At 73.2% G+C, this 21,242-nt stretch carries 18 protein-coding genes; 3 read left to right on the top strand and 15 right to left on the bottom strand.

Annotated features, from left to right (window positions below):
* Nucleotides 1-149: 149 nt before the first annotated feature.
* Together AOM07_RS06370 and AOM07_RS06365 are read right to left on the bottom strand one after the other, a co-directional pair.
* Nucleotides 150-1,139 carry a malate dehydrogenase gene (locus AOM07_RS06370; protein ID WP_062311978.1) on the bottom strand — a complete coding sequence of 330 codons (990 nt, stop codon included), beginning with the start codon at nucleotides 1,137-1,139 and terminating at the stop codon, nucleotides 150-152.
* 70 nt (nucleotides 1,140-1,209) lie between these two features.
* The gene (locus AOM07_RS06365; protein ID WP_062311977.1) at nucleotides 1,210-2,427 is read right to left on the bottom strand and encodes an NADP-dependent isocitrate dehydrogenase; all 1,218 of its coding nucleotides are present in this window, start codon (nucleotides 2,425-2,427) and stop codon (nucleotides 1,210-1,212) included.
* Nucleotides 2,428-2,603: 176 nt separating this feature from the next.
* Between AOM07_RS06365 and AOM07_RS06360 the strand changes: the two genes are divergently transcribed.
* Nucleotides 2,604-3,452: an aquaporin gene (locus AOM07_RS06360; RefSeq protein ID WP_062311976.1), complete on the top strand. Its 849-nt coding sequence runs from the start codon at nucleotides 2,604-2,606 to the stop codon at nucleotides 3,450-3,452.
* Nucleotides 3,453-3,572: 120 nt separating this feature from the next.
* Here AOM07_RS06360 and AOM07_RS06355 read toward each other — a convergent pair whose 3' ends face one another.
* From AOM07_RS06355 to purN, 3 genes are read right to left on the bottom strand one after another with little or no spacing between them, the layout of a single operon-like run.
* Entirely contained in the window at nucleotides 3,573-3,836 is a 264-nt protein-coding gene (locus AOM07_RS06355; RefSeq protein ID WP_062311975.1) for a hypothetical protein, read from the bottom strand.
* 9 nt (nucleotides 3,837-3,845) lie between these two features.
* The gene (purH, locus tag AOM07_RS06350) at nucleotides 3,846-5,402 is read right to left on the bottom strand and encodes a bifunctional phosphoribosylaminoimidazolecarboxamide formyltransferase/IMP cyclohydrolase (protein WP_062311974.1); all 1,557 of its coding nucleotides are present in this window, start codon (nucleotides 5,400-5,402) and stop codon (nucleotides 3,846-3,848) included.
* The gene (gene purN, locus AOM07_RS06345; protein WP_062311973.1) at nucleotides 5,399-6,034 is read right to left on the bottom strand and encodes a phosphoribosylglycinamide formyltransferase; all 636 of its coding nucleotides are present in this window, start codon (nucleotides 6,032-6,034) and stop codon (nucleotides 5,399-5,401) included. The genes purH and purN overlap by 4 nt, the downstream gene beginning before the upstream one ends.
* Nucleotides 6,035-6,084: 50 nt before the next feature.
* Here purN and AOM07_RS06340 point away from each other — a divergent pair, with 50 nt between their 5' ends.
* Nucleotides 6,085-6,510, top strand: coding sequence for a hypothetical protein (locus AOM07_RS06340; RefSeq protein ID WP_062311972.1), 426 nt, complete (start codon nucleotides 6,085-6,087; stop codon nucleotides 6,508-6,510).
* Here the strand turns inward: AOM07_RS06340 and AOM07_RS06335 are convergent.
* The 5 genes from AOM07_RS06335 to AOM07_RS06315 all read right to left on the bottom strand — a co-directional run bounded on the left by AOM07_RS06335 (nucleotide 6,482) and on the right by AOM07_RS06315 (nucleotide 12,149).
* Nucleotides 6,482-7,714, bottom strand: a complete 1,233-nt coding sequence (locus tag AOM07_RS06335) for a cell division protein PerM (protein WP_062311971.1) — start codon at nucleotides 7,712-7,714, stop codon at nucleotides 6,482-6,484. The two genes, AOM07_RS06340 and AOM07_RS06335, sit on opposite strands and share 29 nt — an antisense overlap.
* A gap of 228 nt (nucleotides 7,715-7,942) precedes the next feature.
* Entirely contained in the window at nucleotides 7,943-8,827 is an 885-nt protein-coding gene (sucD, locus tag AOM07_RS06330; RefSeq protein ID WP_062311970.1) for a succinate--CoA ligase subunit alpha, read from the bottom strand.
* A gap of 10 nt (nucleotides 8,828-8,837) precedes the next feature.
* Nucleotides 8,838-10,007, bottom strand: coding sequence for an ADP-forming succinate--CoA ligase subunit beta (sucC, locus tag AOM07_RS06325; RefSeq protein ID WP_062311969.1), 1,170 nt, complete (start codon nucleotides 10,005-10,007; stop codon nucleotides 8,838-8,840).
* A gap of 124 nt (nucleotides 10,008-10,131) precedes the next feature.
* Nucleotides 10,132-10,782 carry a response regulator transcription factor gene (locus AOM07_RS06320; protein WP_062311968.1) on the bottom strand — a complete coding sequence of 217 codons (651 nt, stop codon included), beginning with the start codon at nucleotides 10,780-10,782 and terminating at the stop codon, nucleotides 10,132-10,134.
* Nucleotides 10,779-12,149: a sensor histidine kinase gene (locus AOM07_RS06315; protein ID WP_062311967.1), complete on the bottom strand. Its 1,371-nt coding sequence runs from the start codon at nucleotides 12,147-12,149 to the stop codon at nucleotides 10,779-10,781. The genes AOM07_RS06320 and AOM07_RS06315 overlap by 4 nt, the downstream gene beginning before the upstream one ends.
* A 216-nt stretch (nucleotides 12,150-12,365) precedes the next feature.
* Here AOM07_RS06315 and AOM07_RS06310 point away from each other — a divergent pair, with 216 nt between their 5' ends.
* Complete coding sequence (locus tag AOM07_RS06310; protein ID WP_062311966.1) at nucleotides 12,366-14,537, top strand: MMPL family transporter; 2,172 nt, start codon at nucleotides 12,366-12,368, stop codon at nucleotides 14,535-14,537.
* A 61-nt stretch (nucleotides 14,538-14,598) separates the two neighbouring features.
* On the opposite strand, the gene AOM07_RS06305 is transcribed toward AOM07_RS06310, so the two are convergent.
* From AOM07_RS06305 to AOM07_RS06285, 5 genes are all read right to left on the bottom strand, one after another.
* Complete coding sequence (locus AOM07_RS06305; RefSeq protein WP_062311965.1) at nucleotides 14,599-15,552, bottom strand: L-lactate dehydrogenase; 954 nt, start codon at nucleotides 15,550-15,552, stop codon at nucleotides 14,599-14,601.
* Nucleotides 15,553-15,648: 96 nt separating this feature from the next.
* Nucleotides 15,649-16,278, bottom strand: coding sequence for a hypothetical protein (locus tag AOM07_RS06300; RefSeq protein ID WP_156171834.1), 630 nt, complete (start codon nucleotides 16,276-16,278; stop codon nucleotides 15,649-15,651).
* A 42-nt stretch (nucleotides 16,279-16,320) separates the two neighbouring features.
* Nucleotides 16,321-18,879 carry a DNA helicase PcrA gene (pcrA, locus tag AOM07_RS06295; RefSeq protein ID WP_062311963.1) on the bottom strand — a complete coding sequence of 853 codons (2,559 nt, stop codon included), beginning with the start codon at nucleotides 18,877-18,879 and terminating at the stop codon, nucleotides 16,321-16,323.
* 55 nt (nucleotides 18,880-18,934) lie between these two features.
* Nucleotides 18,935-19,642: a hypothetical protein gene (locus AOM07_RS06290; RefSeq protein ID WP_156171832.1), complete on the bottom strand. Its 708-nt coding sequence runs from the start codon at nucleotides 19,640-19,642 to the stop codon at nucleotides 18,935-18,937.
* Nucleotides 19,643-19,711: 69 nt separating this feature from the next.
* Nucleotides 19,712-21,175 carry a DEAD/DEAH box helicase gene (locus tag AOM07_RS06285; protein WP_084830149.1) on the bottom strand — a complete coding sequence of 488 codons (1,464 nt, stop codon included), beginning with the start codon at nucleotides 21,173-21,175 and terminating at the stop codon, nucleotides 19,712-19,714.
* Between the last annotated feature and the right edge of the window lie 67 nt (nucleotides 21,176-21,242).

Here is a 21,242-nt window from a genome sequence, read left to right as displayed (position 1 = left end):
CTCGGTCCGGCGATCCAGGCACGACGCGAGACGGCCCGGATCGTGTACGGCGGTTGCGTCACGGCGCCGGCCCGCCCCAGCAAAGCCGAAGGCCCCGGGGACAACCCCGGGGCCTCCGACGAACAGCCAGAACAGCCAGAACAGCAGGACTAGATGAGACCGAGCTCCGTCACCGCGTCGCGCTCCTCGACGAGCTCCGCGACGGAGACGTCGATCTGCGACTGCGCGTACTCGTCGATCGACAGCCCCTGCACGATCTCCCACTTCCCGTCCTTCGAGACGCACGGGAACGAGGAGATGAGGCCCTCGGGCACGCCGTACGAGCCGTCCGACGGCAGCGCCACGGACGTCCACTCGCCCTCGGGGGTGCCGAGGACCCAGTCGTGCACGTGCTCGATCGCCGCGTTGGCCGCGGAGGCCGCCGACGACGCGCCGCGCGCCTCGATGATCGCCGCGCCGCGCTTGGCGACCGTGGGCACGAACGTGTCGCGCACCCACGCGTCGTCGCCGATGACCTCGGCCGCGGGACGGCCGCCGATCGTCGCGTGCGCGATGTCCGGGTACTGCTTCGCGGAGTGGTTGCCCCAGATGCTCACCTTCGACACCTCGGAGACCGGCACGCCGGCCTTCTGCGCGAGCTGCGCGAGCGCGCGGTTGTGGTCGAGGCGCATCATCGCGGTGAAGCGCTCGGCCGGCACGTCAGGCGCGTGCTTCGACGCGATGAGGGCGTTGGTGTTCGCCGGGTTGCCGACGACCAGGACGCGCACGTCGTCCGCCGCGCCGGCGTTGATCGCCGTGCCCTGCGGGCCGAAGATGCCGCCGTTGGCCGCGAGCAGGTCGCCGCGCTCCATGCCCGCGCCGCGCGGACGGGCGCCCACGAGCAGCGCCACGTTGACGCCGTCGAAGGCCGCGGTCGCGTCGTCGAAGATGTCGACGCCGTCGAGCAGCGGGAACGCGCAGTCGTCGAGCTCCATCGCCGTGCCCTCGGCCGCCTTGACGGCCTGCGGGATCTCGAGCAGGCGCAGGCACACGGGCGTGTCCGGCCCGAGCAGCTGGCCCGACGCGATGCGGAACAGCAGGGCGTAGCCGATCTGGCCGGCGGCACCCGTGACGGTGACATTGACGGGGGTGGTGCTCACGTCGTCGTGACTCCTTCGGAATGGGGGACGACGCGCCCGGCCGGGCGCGCCGACGATGGGGGCGTCGCGCCTAGGCCAGGCGCGCCGCGAGGTTGGTGTCGAGGGTCGCGAGGAACTCCTCGGTGGTCTGCCACTCCTGGTCCGGGCCGACCAGCAGCGCGAGGTCCTTGGTCATCGCGCCGGACTCGACGGTCTTGATGATGACGTCCTCGAGCGTCTCGGCGAAGCCGGTGACCTCGGGGGTCGAGTCGAGCTTGCCGCGGTGCTTGAGGCCGCCGGTCCACGCGAAGATCGACGCGATCGGGTTGGTCGACGTCGGCTTGCCCTGCTGGTGCTGGCGGTAGTGGCGCGTCACGGTGCCGTGAGCGGCCTCCGCCTCGACGGTCGAGCCGTCCGGGGTCATGAGCACGGACTTCATGAGGCCGAGCGAGCCGAAGCCCTGCGCGACGGTGTCCGACTGCACGTCGCCGTCGTAGTTCTTGCAGGCCCAGACGTAGCCGCCCTCCCACTTGAGCGCCGCGGCGACCATGTCGTCGATGAGGCGGTGCTCGTAGGTGATGCCGGCCGCGTCGAACTTGCCCTTGAACTCGGCCTCGAACACGTCGGCGAAGATGTCCTTGAAGGCGCCGTCGTACTGCTTGAGGATCGTGTTCTTGGTCGACAGGTAGACCGGGTAGCCGCGCTGCAGGCCGTAGTTGAACGAGGCGCGCGCGAAGTCCTTGATGGACTCGTTGAAGTTGTACATGCCCATGACGACGCCGCCCTCGTCGGGCATCTTCACGATCTCCATCTCGACCGGCTCGGAGCCGTCCTCGGGGGTGTACGTGAGGGTCACGGTGCCGCCGCCGGGGACCTTGTAGTCCGTGGCGCGGTACTGGTCGCCGTGCGCGTGGCGGCCGATGACGATCGGCTGCGTCCAGCCCGGCACGAGGCGCGGGATGTTGTCGATGATGATCGGCTCGCGGAACACGACGCCGCCGAGGATGTTGCGGATCGTGCCGTTGGGCGACCGCCACATCTTCTTGAGGCCGAACTCCTCGACGCGCGCCTCGTCGGGCGTGATGGTCGCGCACTTGACGCCCACGCCGTGGCGCTTGATGGCGTTCGCCGCGTCGACGGTGATCTGGTCGTCCGTCGCGTCGCGCGACTGGATGGAGAGGTCGTAGTACTCGAGGTCGACGTCGAGATACGGGTGGATGAGGCGGTCCTTGATGAACTGCCAGATGATCCGCGTCATCTCGTCGCCGTCGAGCTCGACGACCTTGCCTTCGACCTTGATCTTCGCCATGCGTCAGTCCTCACACCGTCGGGGATGGTGGCACCAGGCTAGTCCACGCGCCCGGGCCGTTCGTCACGGGTACGTCAGCGCGCATCGTCACCCCGCGCGCCCCCTCGCCTGGGGACGATGCGCGTGCGACGATGCGTCAGAGCGTGCCCGCCGCGGCGCGCCTGTGAGGAGGAACGATGAGCCAGTCGTCATTCGACCCCGCGTCCGACGCCGACGAGCCCGACGTCGTCGAGTTCACCGAGGAGATGACCGAGGAGGTGTGGGCGGAGGACACGACCGGCCCGAGCCTCGTGTCCCGCATGCTGGCGGAGCTCGCCGGCACCTTCATCCTCGTCTTCATGGGCGTGGGCGCCGCCCTGTTCTCGGGCGTGCTGGGCTGGGACGGCATCAACGTCGCGTTCGGCTTCGCGCTCGGCGTCATCATCGCCGCGCTGATCTTCGGCGGCATCTCCGGCGCGCACCTCAACCCCGCCGTCACGGTGGGCGTGTGGCTCGCGGGCCGCTTCCCCGGCCGCGACGTGGCGCCGTACGTGCTCGCGCAGCTCGTGGGCGCGACCGCCGCGGGCGGCCTCTTCTACGGACTGCGCTCGACCAACGAGCTCTACGACCAGCTCGGCACCGCGAGCGAGTTCCTCGCGACCGCCGCCAACGGCTACGCCGACTACTCCCCCACCCAGTTCGACTGGCTCGCGGGCGGCATCGTCGAGGTGATCATCGCGGCGCTGCTCGTCGCCGTGGTGCTCTCCATGACCTCGGGCCGCGCGGTGCCCGGCTTCGCGCCGTTCGGGATCGGCCTCACGGTCGGCTTCCTCGTCCTCATCGCGATCCCGTTCACCAACGGCGCGCTCAACCCGGCGCGCGCGACCGGCATCGCGCTGTTCTCGGGCACCGAGCACATCCAGCAGCTGTGGCTGTTCTGGCTCGCGCCGCTGCTGGGCGCGGCCATCACGGGCCTGCTCTTCCGCGCCTTCGGGCCCGAGGAGGACCTCGTGACGATCGAGGTCGTCGAGACCATCGAGGACTGACACCCCCGTCGATTCCCCATGACAGATGTGACGCGTGCGTCCCCACGACGGGAAGGCGCACGCGTCAGGAGCTGACCTGCGTCACTTCCCTCACATCTGTCATGGGGAATCCCCTGGCCGCTAGCCCAGCGGGGTGGTGAGGCCCAGGAACGCGAGCACCGCGGCGAGGAACGCCAGCACGCCCACGTCGATGGCGCGCCGCCGCACCTCGAAGGCGCGGCCCACGGGGGTGACGATGCGCGCGACCGCGCCCGCCGCGGCGAAGGCCGCGAGCGCGAGCACCGCGATGTCGACGCCCACGATGAGCCCCGACAGCGCGATCGCGACGACGGCCACCGTGACGCCGACCGCGAGGCCGAGCGGGGTGCGCGTCCGTTCTCCCATGCGCGTCTCCTAGTGGAAGAAGTGGCGGGTGCCGGTGTGGAACAGCGTGACGCCGGCCGCCTCGGCCGCCGCGATGACCTCGGCGTCGCGCACCGAGCCGCCGGGCGACACGATCGCGCGCACGCCGCCGTCGACGAGCACCTGGAGGCCGTCCGCGAACGGGAAGAACGCGTCGGAGGCGGCGACCGAGCCGGCCGCCCGCTCCTCGCCCGCGCGGCTCACCGCGAGGCGGCACGAGTCGACGCGGTTGACCTGGCCCATGCCGATGCCGACGGCGCCGCCGTCCTTCGCGAGCAGGATCGCGTTGGACTTCACGGCGCGGCACGCGCGCCACGCGAACTCGAGGTCCGCGAGCATCGCCTCGTCCGCCGCCGGACCGGCCACGTGCTGCCACGCGGCGGGCGCGTCGCCGGGCGCGTCGATCGCGTCGAGGTCCTGGACGAGCAGGCCGCCCGTGACGCGGCGCCACTCGGTGGACAGCGGCGCGGGATCGATCTCGAGGATGCGCAGGTTCTTCTTCTTGGTGAGGATCTCGACGGCCTCGTCCTCGTAGCCGGGGGCCACGACGACCTCGGTGAAGATCCCCGCGATCTGGCGGGCCGCATCGGCCGTCACCACGCCGTTGGACGCGATGACGCCGCCGAACGCGCTGACCGGGTCCGTCGCGTGCGCCTTGGCGTGCGCCTCGGCGATGGTGTCGGCGACCGCGATGCCGCACGGGTTCGCGTGCTTGATCACGGCGACCGCGGGGCCGGCGTGGTCGTACGCGGCGCGCACCGCCGCATCGGCGTCCACGTAGTTGTTGAACGACATCTCCTTGCCGTGGAGCTGGCGCGCGCCGGCGATGCCGGTGCCCGAGCCGTCGGTGTAGAGCGCGGCGGCCTGGTGCGGGTTCTCGCCGTAGCGGAGCTCCGCCTGGCGGGCGAACGATGCGCCCATCCAGCCGGCGAGGCCGGTGCCGTCGTCGTCGGGCGCCTGGGTCTCGCCCATCCAGGTGGCGACCTGGACGTCGTAGTCGGCGGTGTGGCGGAAGGCCTTCGCGGCGAGACGGGTGCGGTCGGCGAGCGTGAAGCCGCCGTGGCCGACGGCGTTGGCGACGCCCTCGTAGTCCTCGGGGTCGACGACGACCGCGACGCTCGCGTGGTTCTTGGCGGCGGCGCGCACCATCGACGGTCCGCCGATGTCGATCTGCTCGACGATCGCGTCGGGGGCGGCGCCCGACGCGACGGTCGCGGCGAACGGGTAGAGGTTGACCACCACGAGGTCGAACGGCTCGATGCCGAGCTCGTCGAGCTGGCGCACGTGGTCGTCGAGGCGGCGGTCCGCGAGGATGCCCGCGTGGACGCGCGGGTGCAGCGTCTTGACGCGCCCGTCGAGGCACTCGGGGAAGCCGGTGAGCTCCTCGACCGGGGTGACGGGCACGCCCGCGGCGGCGATGCGCTGCGCGGTCGAGCCGGTGGAGACGATCTGCACACCCTCGTGGGTGAGCGCCATCGCCAGCTCGTCGATGCCGGTCTTGTCGTAGACGGAGATGAGGGCGCGGCGCACGGCCTGACGCTCGGTCATTGTTCCTCCTGGGCTCCGATGCGGACGGAGCGCCCTGTCACGGTCCAGCCCTCGCGCGCCATGCGGCCGAGCGTGCGGACGACGAGCCCGCGCTCGACCTCCTTGATGCGCTCGTGGAGGGTGGCCTCGGTGTCGTCGTCGTGGACCTCGACCGCCGCCTGCGCGACGATGGGCCCGGTGTCCACGCCGTGGTCGACGACGATGACGGTGCAGCCCGTCACCTTCGCTCCCCCGGCGAGGGCGTCCCTCACCCCGTGCGCGCCGGGATAGGCGGGCAGCAGGGCGGGGTGCGTGTTGAGGATGCGGCCTCCGAAGCGCGCGAGCGAGGGCTCGCCGAGCAGCCGCATGAAGCCCGCGAGCAGCACGAGCTCGGGGTCGAAGGTGGCGATCGTGCGGGCGACGGCCTCGTCCCACAGGACGCGGGACTCGAAGTCCTCGAGGCGCACCACGGCGGTGGGGATGCCATGCTCGCGGGCGATCTCGAGCGCGCCGGCGCCGTCCTTGTCGGTGACCAGACCGACGACGCGGGCGCCGTACGCGTCGTCGCGCGCGGCCTCGAGCACGGCGCGCATCGTGGACCCTGTCCCGGAGGCGAGCACGACGACACGCCGGGGACGGGGTGCGTTTGTCACAGCGTCGAGCCTATCGGCATGCTGGGGGTCACACCGACCGAGGGAGCCGCATGACGCCCACCCCCGACGCCGCGCCCGAGGTGGGTGCCGGCGCTCGCCGAGCCGTGCGGTGGAGCCTCGCGCTCCTCGCCGCGATGCTGCTCGTGCCGATGCTCGGGCCCACGTGGGGGCTGTCCGCGCTCGTGCTCGCCCCGGCGGGCGCGGCGGCCATGATCACCGCGCTCGTGATGCTGCGCGGCACGCGGCTGCCGATGCTCAAGGTCATGCTCGGGATCGGCATCGGCGCGTCGGGCGTCGCGCTGCTCTACGGCTTCGGGCTCGTCATCCTGCACGACCAGGTGCAGGCGCTCGTCGACTGTCAGAACAACGCGATCACCAACACCGCGCGCCAGGTCTGCCTCGACGAGTACGAGCAGTCCTACCTCGACCTGCTCGAGGAGTGGGGCCTCACCGTGCCCGGCCAGCTGGTTCCCTGACGGGTTCCGCCGCCGGCGCCGGCGCATCGTCCCGGCCGACGCTCCCCCGCACCCAGCGCCAGCCCGCGGCGAGCGCCCACACGGCGCCGTAGCCGGCGACCACGAGCGCGGTGCCGATGAGCGTGACCGGCACGATCTCGGCGCCCATCTGCTCGAGGCGTCCGGGGCCGGCGGACCCGCGCGAGGCGGCGGTGAGCGCGGCGAGGCCCGCGGCGACCACCGCGATCGCGACGCCGGCCGCGCGCGCGGCGGCCCAGTCGAGGCCGATGCGGCGGCTCAGGGCCGCGCGGGCGAGCGCCGCGAGCGCCACGACGACCAGCGGCGCCCAGGTCCACCATCCGCCCGACCCCGAGGGCAGCGCGCCCAGCAGCGGCAGCTGCGGCAGCGCGTCGGCGGTGAGGGTGTCCGGGGCGTACAGCGAGCCGGTGCCGACGACGAAGCCCGGTCCCACGAGCCACGCGACCATCCAGCACACCATGGTCGGCACGTAGAGCGTCTCGGCGATCGCGAGCGAGCCCGCGCCGAGCGGGTCCATGCGCAGCTCCGACGCGATCGTCGCGATGCGGTCCATCCCGAGCACCGCCCACGCGCCGCCGACCGCGGAGGCCGCGGCGACGATGAGCGCGACCGTGCCGAGGCCCAGGCGCAGGCCCGCGCGCACCTCGGAGGGCACGCGGTCGAGCAGGTGCAGGCGGGCGCCGTACGCGCGCCAGATGCCGGTCGCGACGGCGGGCGCCGCGATGAGCGCACCCACGAGCGCGGCGCGCAGCGCGCCGGCCTCGCGCGATCCGTCGGGGCTGCCGAGCCAGCCGATGAGCGCCGCGCCGCCCGCGAACGTGGCGACGCCGATCCCCCAGCTGGCCCAGGTCTTCACCGCGAAACGGCGCGCGACGGCGGCGAGGATCGCGGCGCTGACGAGGGGCATGCCGAGCGGGATGAGGCTGATGGTCGCGCCGCCGAACGCGACGGGGACGCCGTGCCCGAGCAGCCACACGCTCGTCGCGACGGTCGCGGCACCCGGCCAGTCGACGGCCGCGGAGCCGTCGAGGCTGGGTGCGCCCGCGACGGCCGCGAGCGCGGGGGCGAGCACGACGAGGTACGACAGCAGCACGGCCTGGCCTCCCGTGAGCAGGCCGCCCGCCCAGCCGGGCAGGGCCGCGCGGAGGCGGTCGAGGCGCGCGGGTCGGGGGGCGTCGGCGGGCATGGCATCCATGGTCGCCCGGAGCGGCGCCGATGCCCGGGACCGCCACGCCCCGGCCTCACCCGCCTCCCGCCGACAGTCCGCACGGAAACGGTCGCCCGCCGCCGGCGTGGCGCGCCGATGCGAGGGCCGTCGTCCGGCGTGTCGCGGCGAGATCCGTGCGCGCTGTCGGGGAGACGGAAGCGGGGCCCGGGCGCTCGCGCACCCGGGCCCCGCATCGTCCGTCCTGGATCAGGAGCCGGTGAGGATCTCCCGCATGAGGCGCGCGGTCTCGGAGGGCGTGGTGCCCACCTTGACGCCGGCGGCCTCGAGGGCCTCCTTCTTGGCCATCGCGGTGCCCACGGAGCCGGAGACGATGGCGCCGGCGTGGCCCATGGTCTTGCCCTCGGGCGCCTCGAAGCCGGCCACGTAGCCGACGACCGGCTTGGTGACGTGCTCCTGGATGTACGCCGCGGCGCGCTCCTCGGCGTCGCCGCCGATCTCGCCGATCATGACGATCGCCGCCGTGTCGGGGTCGTTCTCGAAGGCCTCGAGGCAGTCGATGTGCGTGGTGCCGACGATCGGGTCGCCGCCGATGCCCACGCACGTGGAGAAGCCCAGGTCGCGCAGCTCGAACATCATCTGGTAGGTCAGGGTGCCCGACTTCGACACGAGGCCGATCTTGCCGGGGCCCGTGATGTTGGCCGGGGTGATGCCGACGTTCGAGGCGCCGGGGGTGATGAGGCCCGGGCAGTTGGGGCCGATGAGGCGCGTGCCCTTCGACTGCGCGTAGGCGAAGAACTCGGCCGTGTCGGCGACCGGGACGCCCTCGGTGATGATGACCACGAGCGGCATGCCCGCGTCGACGGCCTCCATGACGGCGGCCTTGGTGAACGGCGGCGGCACGAAGAGCACCGACACGTCGGCGCCGGTGGCCTCCATCGCCTCGGCGACGGTGCCGTAGACGGGCACGAGGACGTCGCCGGGGAACTCGACCTCGGCTCCGGCCTTGCGCGGGTTGACGCCGCCCACGACGGTGGTGCCGGACGCGAGCATGCGCTGGGTGTGCTTCATGCCCTCGGACCCGGTCATGCCCTGGACGATGACCTTGGACTCTGCGGTGAGGAAGATGGCCATGGGTGTCTCCTTACTCGGCCGCGGCGGCGAGCTCGGCGGCCTTGGCCGCGGCGCCGTCCATGGTCTCGACGATGGTCACGAGCGGGTGGGCGGCGTGCGCGAGGATCGCGCGGCCGTCCTCGACGGCGTTGCCGTCGAGGCGCACGACGAGAGGCTTGGTCGCCTTGTCGCCCAGCGACTCGAGCGCGCCGACGATGCCGTCCGCGACGGCGACGCACGAGGTGATGCCGCCGAACACGTTGACGAACACGCTCTTGACCTGCGGGTCGTGGAGGATGACGTCGAGGCCGTTCGCCATGACCTCGGCCGAGGCGCCGCCGCCGATGTCGAGGAAGTTCGCGGGCTTCTGGCCGCCGAACTGCTCGCCCGCGTACGCGACGACGTCGAGCGTGGACATCACGAGGCCCGCGCCGTTGCCGATGATGCCGACGGAGCCGTCGAGCTTCACGTAGTTGAGGTTCATGTGCTTGGCCTTGGCCTCGAGCGGGTCCGCCGCGGCCTTGTCCTCGAGCGCGGCGTGGTCCGGGTGGCGGAACGCGGCGTTCTCGTCGATCGTGACCTTGCCGTCCAGCGCGATGATCGAGCCGTCCTCGGTGCGCACCAGCGGGTTGACCTCGACCAGCGTCGCGTCCTCGTCCTTGTAGACGAGCCACAGCTTCTCGATCGCGTCGATGACGGCCTCGCGCAGCTCCGCGGGGAAGCCGGCGGTGTCGACGATCTCCTCGGCCTTGGCGCGGTCGATGCCGACGATCGGGTCGACGGCGACCCTCGCGAGGGCGTCGGGCCGCTCGACGGCGAGCTGCTCGATCTCCATGCCGCCCTCGACGGAGCACATCGCCAGGTAGCGGCGCTCGGCGCGGTCCAGCAGCACGGAGAAGTAGAACTCCTCGGCGATCGCGGCGCCGGCGGCGATCATCACCTTGTGGACGGTGTGCCCCTTGATGTCCATGCCGAGGATCGCCTCGGCGTGCGCCTCGGCCTCCTCGGGCGTCTTGGCGACCTTGACGCCGCCCGCCTTGCCTCGCCCGCCTACTTTGACCTGAGCCTTGACGACGACGACGCCGCCCAGCTGCTCGGCCGCGGCGCGTGCCTCGGCGGGGGTCTCGGCGACGATGCCGGGGAGCACGGGTACGCCGTGCTTCTCGAACATGTCGCGCGCCTGGTACTCGTACAGGTCCATGCACTGTCCTCACGCGAGAGTGCGCGCCCTCGTCGGCGCGCGGGTCCGATGGTGCAGGGCTCAGCCTACCCACGCCGTCCGCGTCGGCGGGACCATCGTCCCGGGAGAGCGCTCCCGGGACGCGTCAGCGCCGGTCGGACGTCTCACCAGGCAGGACGAAGCCGCTCTCGTACGCCACGATGACCGCCTGGGTGCGGTCGCGCACGCCGAGCTTCATGAGGATCGACGCGACGTGCGACTTCACCGTCTCGACCGAGACGAACAGCTCGGCGGCGATCTCGCCGTTGGAGCGGCCGCGCGCGAGGGCCCGCAGCACGTCCTCCTCGCGCTCCGACAGCTCGGGCAGCCGCTCGGCCCCGCGGGTCGCGAAGCGCTCGATGACCGCGCGGGTCGAAGCGGGGAACAGCAGCGACTCGCCCGACGCGACCACGCGGATCGACTCGAGGAGCTCGGCGGGCGGGACGCGCTTGAGCACGAAGCCGGAGGCCCCGGCTCGCATCGCCTCGAACACGTACTCGTCGACCTCGAAGGTGGTGAGCACGAGCACCCGCGTCGCCGAGCCCGACGCGACGATCTCGCGCGTCGCGGCCAGCCCGTCGACGCCGGGCATCCGCACGTCCATGAGCATGACGTCCGGCCGCTCCCGCGCCGCGAGCGCCACCGCCGCGGCGCCGTCGCCGGCCTCGCCGACCACGTCCCAGCCGTCCTCGGAGCTCACGATCGCGCGCAGCCCCATGCGCACCAACGGGTCGTCGTCGACGATCGCCACCCTCATGCACGCACCTCCTCACGGAGATCGTCCCACGCGGAGCCCGACGCGGCGGGGCTCACCTGCGCGGCGAGGGGAAGCAGCGCGCGCACGCGGTAGCCGCCGTCGGCCGTCGGGCCGATCGCGGTGCGCCCCCCGAGCAGCGTGACGCGGTCGCGCATGCCGGCGACGCCGCGGCTGGGGCGGGGGGACGATGCGACGGGCGAGGAGGTGCGGACGCCGGCCGCGCGCGCCGGCCCGTTGGCGACGTCGATGCCCAGCGCATCGTCCTCGCGCACGACGCGCACCGTCACCGGGGCGCCCGGCGCGTGCCGGGCCGCGTTCGTGAGCGCCTCGCGGACGATCCCGAAGGCCGCGCGCCCGATCGCGGGCGGCACCGGCGAGGTGTCGACCTCGGCGTCGACCGCGATGCCGGCGTCGCGCGAGGCGTCGACGAGCGCGGGGACGTCGTCGAGGCCGGGCAGCGGGGCGCGCTCGACGTGGTCGTCGCCGCGCAGCGTCGCGATGATCCGGTCGAGCTCCCCCATCGCGGCCCGCCCGCGCTCCTCGATGTTGCGCAGCGCTTGCCGCGCGAACTCGGGGTCGCTGTCGAAGACGTGTGCGCCGGCGCCCGCCTGGACGATGTTCATGGTGATCATGTGGCCGATGCTGTCGTGCAGCTCCTGGTCGATGCGGACCTGCTCCTCGGCGAGCTCGGCGCGCGCGGTGGCCGCCTCGGCGATCTCGCGGTCGCACGGCCCCAGCGCCCAGCGGGCGAGGATCCGGTGGAGCTCGGCGGTGCCGCGCACGATCCACGCGGGCATGGGCACGACGAGCACGATGAGGGGCGTGCCCATCGCGACCCAGAACGCGACGGTGTCGACCACGTCGGCCGCGGCCGGGTCGGTGCCGTAGTCGGCGACGTCGATCACGCCGACGAGGTGGAGAACGGACCACGCGACGGCGGCGAGCAGCGAGACGGGGACGACGGCGGCGACGACCGCGAGCGCGAAGCCGACCGGCCCGAGGACGATGCGCACGACGATCCACGCGAACGTGCGCCACGACGACTGGTCGTGGAACGGCGCGAGCGCGCGGCGGACGCGGCCCGCGTGCGGGGGGACGCGCAGCGGTGCCGGCGCACGGACCTCGGCATGGAGCACGCCGTTCGCCATGCCACGCTCCCACGACCCGAGCGGGCGCATCGACGCCTGCACCGCGACGAGGATGATCACGCCGACCCACACGACCGCGAGGCCGATGCCGAGCGCGTACCCGGTGACGGCGTACACGAAGAGCGCGATCGACACGGGCAGGCCGAGCAGGAGGTAGAGCACCGCGCTCCAGGTGCGTGCCTCCCAGGTGGCGGCGAGGTAGCCGCGGATGAGGTCCATGAGCCCATCGTGCCGCGCCGGTCCTCCTCGCGGCCTCGCCCGCCCGGAGGGTTCCCCTCCCTCGCGCGGGGGAAGCTCCCGGCGCGCTCCCCCATCGGGACGAGCGCACGTTCCCCCTCGAGGCGTGCCCGAATCGTCCCTGAGCGGGCTGAGCGCAGGGGGGACGCCTGCCTAGCGTCGAATCAGCCGGGCATCCGGCCTCATCTGGGAGGAATCATGAACCTAGGCATCACCGGGCGCATCGCCCGCACCGCGGCCGCCCGGCCGTGGGTCACCATCTCCGCCTGGCTCGTCGCGGTCGTCGCGGCGGTCCTCGCGGCCGGGGCGCTCGGAGACGCCCTCACGCAGGACGACCGGCTGCTCGTCACCACGGACTCCGAGCGCGCCGCCGCGATCGACGAGCGCCTGCGCGGGTCGGACGATGCGACGGTGGCCGAGACCGTCGTGGTCACCGCGACCGACGCGCGCTTCGGCGACGCCGAGTTCACCGCCGTGATCGACGACCTGGTCGCCGGCCTCGGGTCCGCGCCCGGCGTCCTCGAGGTCGCCGCCCCGACCGCGGAGCAGCCCGCCCCGGTCGCCGCGGACGGCCGCTCGGCGCTCGTCACCGCGACCGTCGACCCGGGCGACGACTCGGCGCCCGTGGCCCAGGCCATCCAGGAGGCCACCGATGCGGCGACCGTCGACGGCTTCGCGCTGTACAACGTGGGCGACGCCACCACCGAGCTCGCGTTCGGCGACCTCGCGGAGGACACGCTCGCGCGCGGCGAGATGATCGGCATCGCGGTCGCGCTCGTCATCCTCGTCGTGGTCTTCGGCGCGCTCGTCGCCGCGGGCCTGCCGCTGCTCGTGGCGGTGGTGTCGATCGTGACCGCGGTGGGAGCCACCGCGATCATCGGTCAGGCCTTCGAGCTGTCGTTCTTCATCGTCAACATGATCACGATGATGGGCCTCGCGCTCGGCATCGACTACAGCCTCGTCGCGGTTCAGCGCTTCCGCGAGGAGCTCGCGCACGGGCGCACCGTCAAGGACGCCGTCGCGATCACCGGCTCGACCGCCAACCGCGCGGTGCTGTTCTCGGGCGTGACCGTGCTCATCTCGCTGCTCGGCCTGCTCGTTGTCCCGTCGACGATCATGCGGTCGCTCGGCACGGGCGCGATCCTCGTCGCGATCATGTCGATCGTGTCGGCTCTCACGCTGCTGCCGGCGGTGCTGCGCCTGCTCGGGCACCGCGTCAACCGCGGCCGCGTCCCCACCGCGCACCCCGGTCGCGAGCCGCGTACGTGGACCGCGATCGCCCGCACGGTGACCGCGCGTCCCGCGGTGTCGGCCGTCGCCGGCCTGGCGCTGCTGGTGGCGCTCGCGCTGCCGATGCTGTCGATCCGCCTGGCCTTCCCCGGCCTCGAGTCGCTGCCGGCCGACAACGAGCTCCGCCAGGGCGTCGAGGTCCTCGTCGACGACTACGGCCTCGGCCAGTCCTCGACCGTGATCGCGATCGAGGACGCGGGCGGCTCGCGCGGCGCGGTCGCGGACCTCGCGGCCGCCGTCGAGTCCGACCCCGCCTACGCCGAGACGACCGTCGACTGGCGCGGCGGCACCGCGTTCATCGACACCCGTGACGTCTACGACGCGGCCGACCCTGCCGCCGCGGACGCGCTCCACCGGCTGCGCGACGACCTCGTGCCGGCCGCGCTCGACGGGACCGACGCCGCGGCGTACGTGGGCGGCGGCCAGGCCGACGCCGTCGACTTCACCTCGGTGATCGTCGACCACACCCCGCTGGTGATCGCGATGGTGCTGGGCGCGAGCTTCCTGCTCCTGCTCGTCGTGTTCCGGTCGCTGGCCATCCCGCTCACCGCGATCGCGCTCAACGTGATCTCCGCGGCGGCGGCGTTCGGCCTGCTGGTCGGGGTGTTCCAGCTCGGGTGGGGCGCGGACCTGCTGGGCTTCGCGCAGGTCGACGCGATCGCCCCGTGGATCCCGCTGTTCCTGTTCGCGGTGCTCTTCGGGCTGTCGATGGACTACCACGTGTTCCTCATCAGCCGCATCAAGGAGCGTCACGACGCGACCGGCGACACCCGCGACGCGGTGGTGTTCGGGCTGTCCCGCACCGGCTCGCTCATCACCGGCGCGGCGCTCATCATGGTCGCGGTGTTCCTCGGCTTCGCGCTGGGCGACCTCGCGGAGTTCCAGCAGATGGGCTTCGGCCTCGCCGCCGCGGTCATCATCGACGCGACGATCGTGCGCACCATCCTCGTGCCGTCGCTCATGACGCTGCTGGGCCGGCACAACTGGACCGTGCCGTCGTGGCTCGGCTGGCTGCCGCGGCTGTCCGTCGAGGGCGAGGCGCCCGAGGCGCCCCGCGAGAAGGAGCTGGTGCGCGTGTGAGCCTCCCGCACACGACGATGCCCCGGCCGCCTCAGGCGACCGGGGCATCGTGCCGCGTGGATCAGCCCACGCCGAAGCGGTTCGCCGTCTCCTTGATGGACCGCGCGGAGGCCTCGAGGAGGGCCTTCTCCTCGTCGTCCATCGGGGTGGCGGCCTGGTGCTCGATGCCGTTGCGGCCGATGACGGCGGGCAGCGACATGCACACCTCGCCGACGTTGGGGTAGTCGATGAGGGTGGACACCGGCATGATCCGGCGCTGGTCGCCCAGCACGGCCTCGACGATGCGCGCACCCGCGGCGCCGACAGCGTAGTTCGTCGCACCCTTGCCCTCGATGATCGTGTACGCCGAGCGCATGACGTCGTGGTGGATGCGCTCGCGCACCTCCTGCGTCATGACGACCTCGCCGTCGCGGCCGCGCCAGTCGAGCAGCGGCTGGCCGCCGATGGTCGCCGAGGACCACAGCGCGACCTCGGAGTCGCCGTGCTCGCCCGCGATGTACGCGTGGACGTTGCCGACCGCGATGTCGCAGTACGCGGCGATCTGGTGGCGCAGGCGCGAGGTGTCGAGCGCGGTGCCCGAGCCGAACATCCGCGACGGGTCCATGCCCGACTTCTTGATCGCGGCATAGGTCACCACGTCGACCGGGTTGGTGACGAGGATGTAGATGGCGTCGGGCGCGGCCTCGAGCAGCGGCGGCAGCACCTTGTCCATGAGCCCGATGGTGGCGCCCGCGAGGTCCATGCGGCTCTGGCCCGGCTGCTGCTTCGCGCCGGCGGTGATGACCACGACGTCCGAGCCCTCGACCACGCTCACGTCGTCCGAGCCGAGCACCGTCGCCTCGGGCATGAACTGGATGCCCTGCGCGAGGTCGAGCGCCTCCGCCTCGACCTTCGCCTTGTTGATGTCGTACAGCGCGACCGTGCGCGCGAACCCGCGCATCAGGCCTGCGTACGCGAGGGTCGCCCCCACCGCGCCTGCGCCCACGATCGACACCTTCGAGGTCTTCGCCTCCATGCCACCCTCCCTGAGATCGGTCCAGGACGAGCCTAGTCGGGAGGGACGATGCGCGGGTGGCGGACATCGGGCGCGCGACGCCGCGTCGGGGTGGGCTCAGGTCGCGGGCTGGAGGCACACGCGCTGCGGGAGGTCGCCTGCCGGCGCCGGCGCGTCCGAGCCGCCGGCGGCGCCTCGCACGACCTGCACCTCTCCGGCCACGTCGAGATCGACGCAACCGCTCCGATCGGCATGGAGCTCGCCGGGGAGCAGCGAGTCGGAGAGCGAGATGCCGGCCGAGGGTTCGTCCGTGGCGAGCGTGAACCGCACCGCGTCGCCGCCGCAGCCGACCACGTGATCCGCGGCCGGGAGCAGCGGGTCGTCGTCGACGTCCTCGGGCCAGTCGGCGCAGTCGGAGGCCCCCATGAGCACGTAGGCGCCGATGCGGACCAGCTCGCCCTCGGTCGGCTCGCAGCCGGCCGGCGCGGCCGCGGCGATCTCGACCGGGTCGGCGAGCGACGTGTCGGCCCAGAGCCGCCACGGCAGCGCGGAGATCACCGGGCGAACCTCGCGCCCCGTGAGCGTCGCGTCGACCGCGACGGTCACGCAGGCACCCAGCTCGGGCGAGTCGAAGGTCCACGTGCCGGTCACGGGCGCCTCGGCCGCCTCGGCCGCCGGGAGCAGCGGAACCGTCACCAAGGCGGTCACGAGCGCGACGGCCACGCCGCCGACAAGCCACCACCGCATCGTGCCCCCCATCGATACCTGGGGTAACGCTAGCGGTGCGGGCTAGAGCTTGTCGAGGTTGTTGAAGCGCAGGACGAGGCGCTTGACGTCGCCGCCGAAGTCGACCTTGACGACCGCGTTGCGGCCCACGCCCTCCGTGCCGACGACCTTGCCCATGCCGTGCTTGTCGTGCAGGACGCGCTCGCCCACCTCGAAGCCGATGTCGCCCGAGGCCACGCCCGGCGGGCTCGGCGGCACGCGGCGGGTCTTGACCGCTCCGGCGCGCGCGTACGAGTTGCCGTCCTCCCGGTCCTGGCTGCCGCCGTAGCCCATGCCGGACCACGCGCCCGAGCGGGACGAGCCGCGGTCGGACCGCTCACGCAGCGCCGACATCGTCACCGCGGCGCGCGTCCACTCCATGAGCTCGGCCGGGATCTCCTCGACGAAGCGGCTCGCGCCGAAGTACTGCGGCGCGCCCCAGCTCGAGCGGGCCTCGGCGCGCGTGAGGTAGAGCCGCTCGCGCGCGCGGGTGAGGCCCACGTACGCGAGGCGCCGCTCCTCCTCCATGTCCTTGGTGTCGCCCGACTCGATCGACCGCATGTGCGGGAAGGTGCCGTCCTCCATGCCGGTGAGGAACACCACGGGGAACTCGAGGCCCTTCGCGGTGTGGAGGGTCATCATCGTGACGACGCCGCCGGTGCCGTCGGCGTCGGGGACCTGGTCCGCGTCCGCGACGAGCGCGACCTTCTCGAGGAAGTCCGCGAGGGTGCCCTCGGGGTTGTCCTCGGAGAACTCGCGGCCCACCGCGACGAGCTCCATGATGTTCTCGATGCGGCTCGCGTCCTGCGGGTCCTCGCTCCTGCGCAGGCTCGCGAGCAGGCCCGAGCGGTCCGCGATCGCGTCGAGCACGCCCGCCGGGCCGTTGTCCTTCGCGAGCGCGCGCAGGTCGTCCATGAGCCGGACGAAGTCCGTGATGGCGCGCTCCGAGCGGGCCTGGAGGCCCGCATCGTCCAGGCGGCGCAGCGCCTTGCCGAAGCTGACGTCCTCGCCCGCCGCGACCAGGGTGCGGCGCACGCCCTCGACGGACTCGACGGCGGTGTCGCCGATGCCGCGCTTGGGCTCGTTGATGATGCGGCGGGTCGCGATGTCGTCGTCCTCGTTCACTACGGCGGCGAGGTACGCGAGCATGTCCTTGATCTCCTTGCGCTCGTAGAAGCGCGTGCCGCCGACCACCTTGTAGGGGATCTCGGCGCGGATGAAGCGCTCCTCGACGGCGCGGGACTGCGCGTTGGCGCGGTACATGATCGCGATGTCGGTCGGCTCGACGCCGTCCTCGGCCATCAGCCGCTTGATCTCCTCGGCGATGTACTGCGCCTCGCCCTGCTCGGTGTCGGCGGCGTAGCCCTTGATCTTCTCGCCGGCGCCCGAGTCGGTCCACAGGTTCTTGGGCCTGCGGTCGGAGTTGTTCTGGATGACCGTGTTCGCGGCGGTGAGGATGTTCTGCGTCGAGCGGTAGTTCTGCTCGAGGCGCACGATGTGCGCGTTCGGGTAGTCCTTCTCGAACTCCATGATGTTGCGGATGGTCGCGCCGCGGAAGGCGTAGATCGACTGGTCCGCGTCGCCCACGACGGTGAGCTCGCCCGGGGGCAGCGACGCGTCGTCGGCCGGGCCGACGAGCTCGCGCACCAGCACGTACTGCGCGTGGTTGGTGTCCTGGTACTCGTCGACCAGGATGTGGCGGAACCGCTCGCGGTAGGCGCGCGCGACCTGCGGGTGCTCCTGCACCAGCTTCACGGTCTTGACGATGATGTCGTCGAAGTCGACCGCGTTCGCGGCCTCGAGGCGGCGCTGGTAGAGCGGGTACGCGGTGGCCGCGGCGTGCTCGATCGAGAACTTGCTGGCCATGGAGGCGCCGGCGAGGGCGACCTCGGGGTCGATCAGCTCGTCCTTGAACTTGCCGATGCGGCCCAGCACCGCCTTGGGCGTGAACTTCTTGGGGTCGAGGTTCAGCTCCTTCATGACGAGCTTCATGAGGTTGACCGAGTCCGACGTGTCGTAGATCGAGAAGCTGCTGCTCAGCCCCGCGAGCTCGTGGTCGCGGCGCAGGATGCGCACGCACGCGCTGTGGAACGTCGACACCCACATGCCGCGCGCCTCGGGGCCCACGATCGCCTCGACGCGCTCGCGCATCTCCGCGGCGGCCTTGTTGGTGAAGGTGATCGCGAGGATCTGGTGCGGTCGCGCGCGGCCCGCCTCGAGCAGGTGCGCGATGCGGTGGGTCAGCACGCGGGTCTTGCCGGAGCCGGCGCCGGCCATGATGAGCAGCGCCTCGCCCTCGTGGAGGACGGCCTCGGCCTGCGGCGGGTTGAGGCCCTCGACGAGGGACGATGCGCCGCGCGCGGGCCGGTTCGGGGCCGCGGCGGGCGCGTGGTGGCCCGTGAGGATGGGCGCCGGCGGGATCCAGGCGTCCTCCGGCTCGGGCTCGTAGTCGGGCTCCGGGGCCGGCTCGTGCTCCGGCTCGGGCCAGGGCTCGGGCGCGGGAGCCGCCGCCTGCGGCTCGGCGGGCGGCGTGGGCTGGGGCTCGCGGGGGACGGAGCCGTCGAGATCGAAGAGCGCATCCATGACCCGGAAAGTCTAGGCGCTGGGACCGACGCCCGGCCCCGCCTCGGTGCGGAGGTCAGGCCTTGGGCACGGTCCCGTGGGTCTCGAGCGCGATCAGCGCCTCGTCCGCGGCGGCCCGCACCTCGGCATCGGGGTCCGCGTCGCACAGCTCGAGCAGCGCGCGCCACACGCGCCGGTCGCTCACCGCGCGGCCCATGCGCGCGAGCAGCGCCTGGCAGCGCGCGTACGTGATCCGTCCCTCGACGTCCCCGTCGGCGACCAGGCAGCCCAGGTGCGGGGCGAGCGAGACGAGCATGTCGAGCGCCTCGTCGACGCCCTCGCCCTCGTCCGCGCCCGCCGCCGGCAGCGCGTCCTCGACCATGGAGGCCGGCTCCGCATCGGGCACCGGGGCGAGCGCCACGGGCGCGACCGTCTCCGCGGGCGCGGTCACCACCGGCACCTCGCCGGACTGCCGCGGCAGCGGGATCACGTCGACGTCGTCGGGCTCGGCGATGGACGGCGCGACGCGCATCGGCAGGCCCGCCGAGGTCCGCTCGAACGGCCCCTGCACGCGTGCGGAGGCCGCGACCGGCGCGGGCTGCGGGGCGGGACGCGGCGCGGGCCGGCGCTCCTGCTGGCGCGCCGACCACGACCGGGCGTTCCAGTACTCGTGGGCGCGGCTGCGGCGCGCGCGCCTGCCCACGAACCCGTCGTCCGAGGGCGCGGCGGAGCCGACCGCCGGAGCGGTCGCGCGCATCGGCCCCTCAGCCTCGTCGCCCCCCATGGGCACGAGCGTAGGTCGGCACCCTGCGGGCGCACAACCCCCCGAGTCTAGATACCAGGGATATCACCCTCAGCGGGAGCGACGGCGGCGCGACGCGCCGGAGCCTCCGCGCGCCGAGAAGGCCGCGGCGCCGCCCTTGCCGGAGGACGCGGCCGCGCCACCCTTGCCGGACGAGGCCGCGGTGCCGCGCGACGCGGGGCGCTGGGCGCGCTGCGTCGAGCCCGACGGCGCGGCCGTGCCCGAGGCGCCGCCCGAGCGCCCGCGACCGCGGCGGCGTCGACCGCCGCCCGCCTGGGGCTGGGACTGCTGCTGGCGCCGCTGCGCCGGTGCCGGCGCGGGGCCGGCCGCGCTGGGCTCGACGTGCGCGGCGACCTCGCCGACGAGGCGCGACACCTGCGGCGAGGCGGATCTGACGGACTCGGGACGGACGGTGATCCCGGCCTTGCGCAGCAGCTGCGAGGTCTCGCGGCGCTGCTCGGGCAGCACGACCGTGACGACGTCGCCCGCGGAGCCCGCACGCGCGGTGCGGCCGGAGCGGTGGAGGTACGCCTTGTGCTCGGCGGGCGGGTCGACGTGGACCACGAGCTCGACGCCGTCGACGTGCACGCCGCGCGCCGCGACGTCGGTCGCCACCAGCACGCGGACGCCCTCGCCCGCGAAGGCGGCGAGGTTCCGGTCACGCGCGTTCTGGGAGAGGTTGCCGTGCAGGTCGACCGCGGGGATGCCCGCGGCCGTGAGCTGCTTGGCGAGCTTCTTGGCCTGGTGCTTGGTGCGCGTGAAGAGGATGCGGCGCGAGGCGCCGGACGCGAGCGTGTGGATGAGGTCGCGCTTGGCGTCGACGCCGTCGGTGTGGAAGACGTGGTGCGTCATCGCCTCGACGGGGCTGTCGGCCGGGTCGACCGCGTGCGTGACCGGGTCGGACAGGAAGCGCTTCACGAGCTTGTCCACGCCGTTGTCGAGCGTCGCGGAGAACAGCAGGCGCTGGCCGCGCTGGGGCGTCGCGTTCATGATCCGGGTGACGCCGGGGAGGAAGCCCAGGTCGGCCATGTGGTCGGCCTCGTCGAGCACGGTGATCTCGACCGAGTCGAGCGACACGTGGCCCTGACCCATGAGGTCCTCGAGGCGACCGGGGCACGCGACGACGATCTCGACGCCGCGGCGCAGCGCCTGCTCCTGGCGCCGCTGGCTCACGCCGCCGAAGATCGTCGCGGTACGCATGCCGTACGCGGCCGCGAGCGGCGCGATGACCGCGTCGATCTGGGTCGCGAGCTCGCGCGTCGGGGCGAGGATGAGCGCGCGGGGGCGCCCGGGGGCGGCACGGCCGCCGCGCGCGCCGAGGCGCGCCGCGGTCGGGAGCGAGAACGCGAGGGTCTTGCCGGAGCCCGTACGGCCGCGGCCGAGCACGTCGCGGCCCGCGAGCGTGTCGGGCAGCGTGCCGACCTGGATGGGGAACGCGTGGGTCTTGCCCTCGCGCTCGAGGACGTCGGTGAGCTGGACGGGCACGCCGAGCTCGGCGAAGGTCGTGGGGGACATGCGTGTGCCTTTCGGGGCAGGGGCCGATGCGCGCGACGCCCTGGCAGGGCGAGGGGCACCGGCGATG

This window comes from Demequina rhizosphaerae (assembly GCF_000971255.1).
Lineage (GTDB): Bacteria > Actinomycetota > Actinomycetes > Actinomycetales > Demequinaceae > Demequina > Demequina rhizosphaerae.
This window is presented reverse-complemented; position numbering and strand designations above follow the sequence as displayed.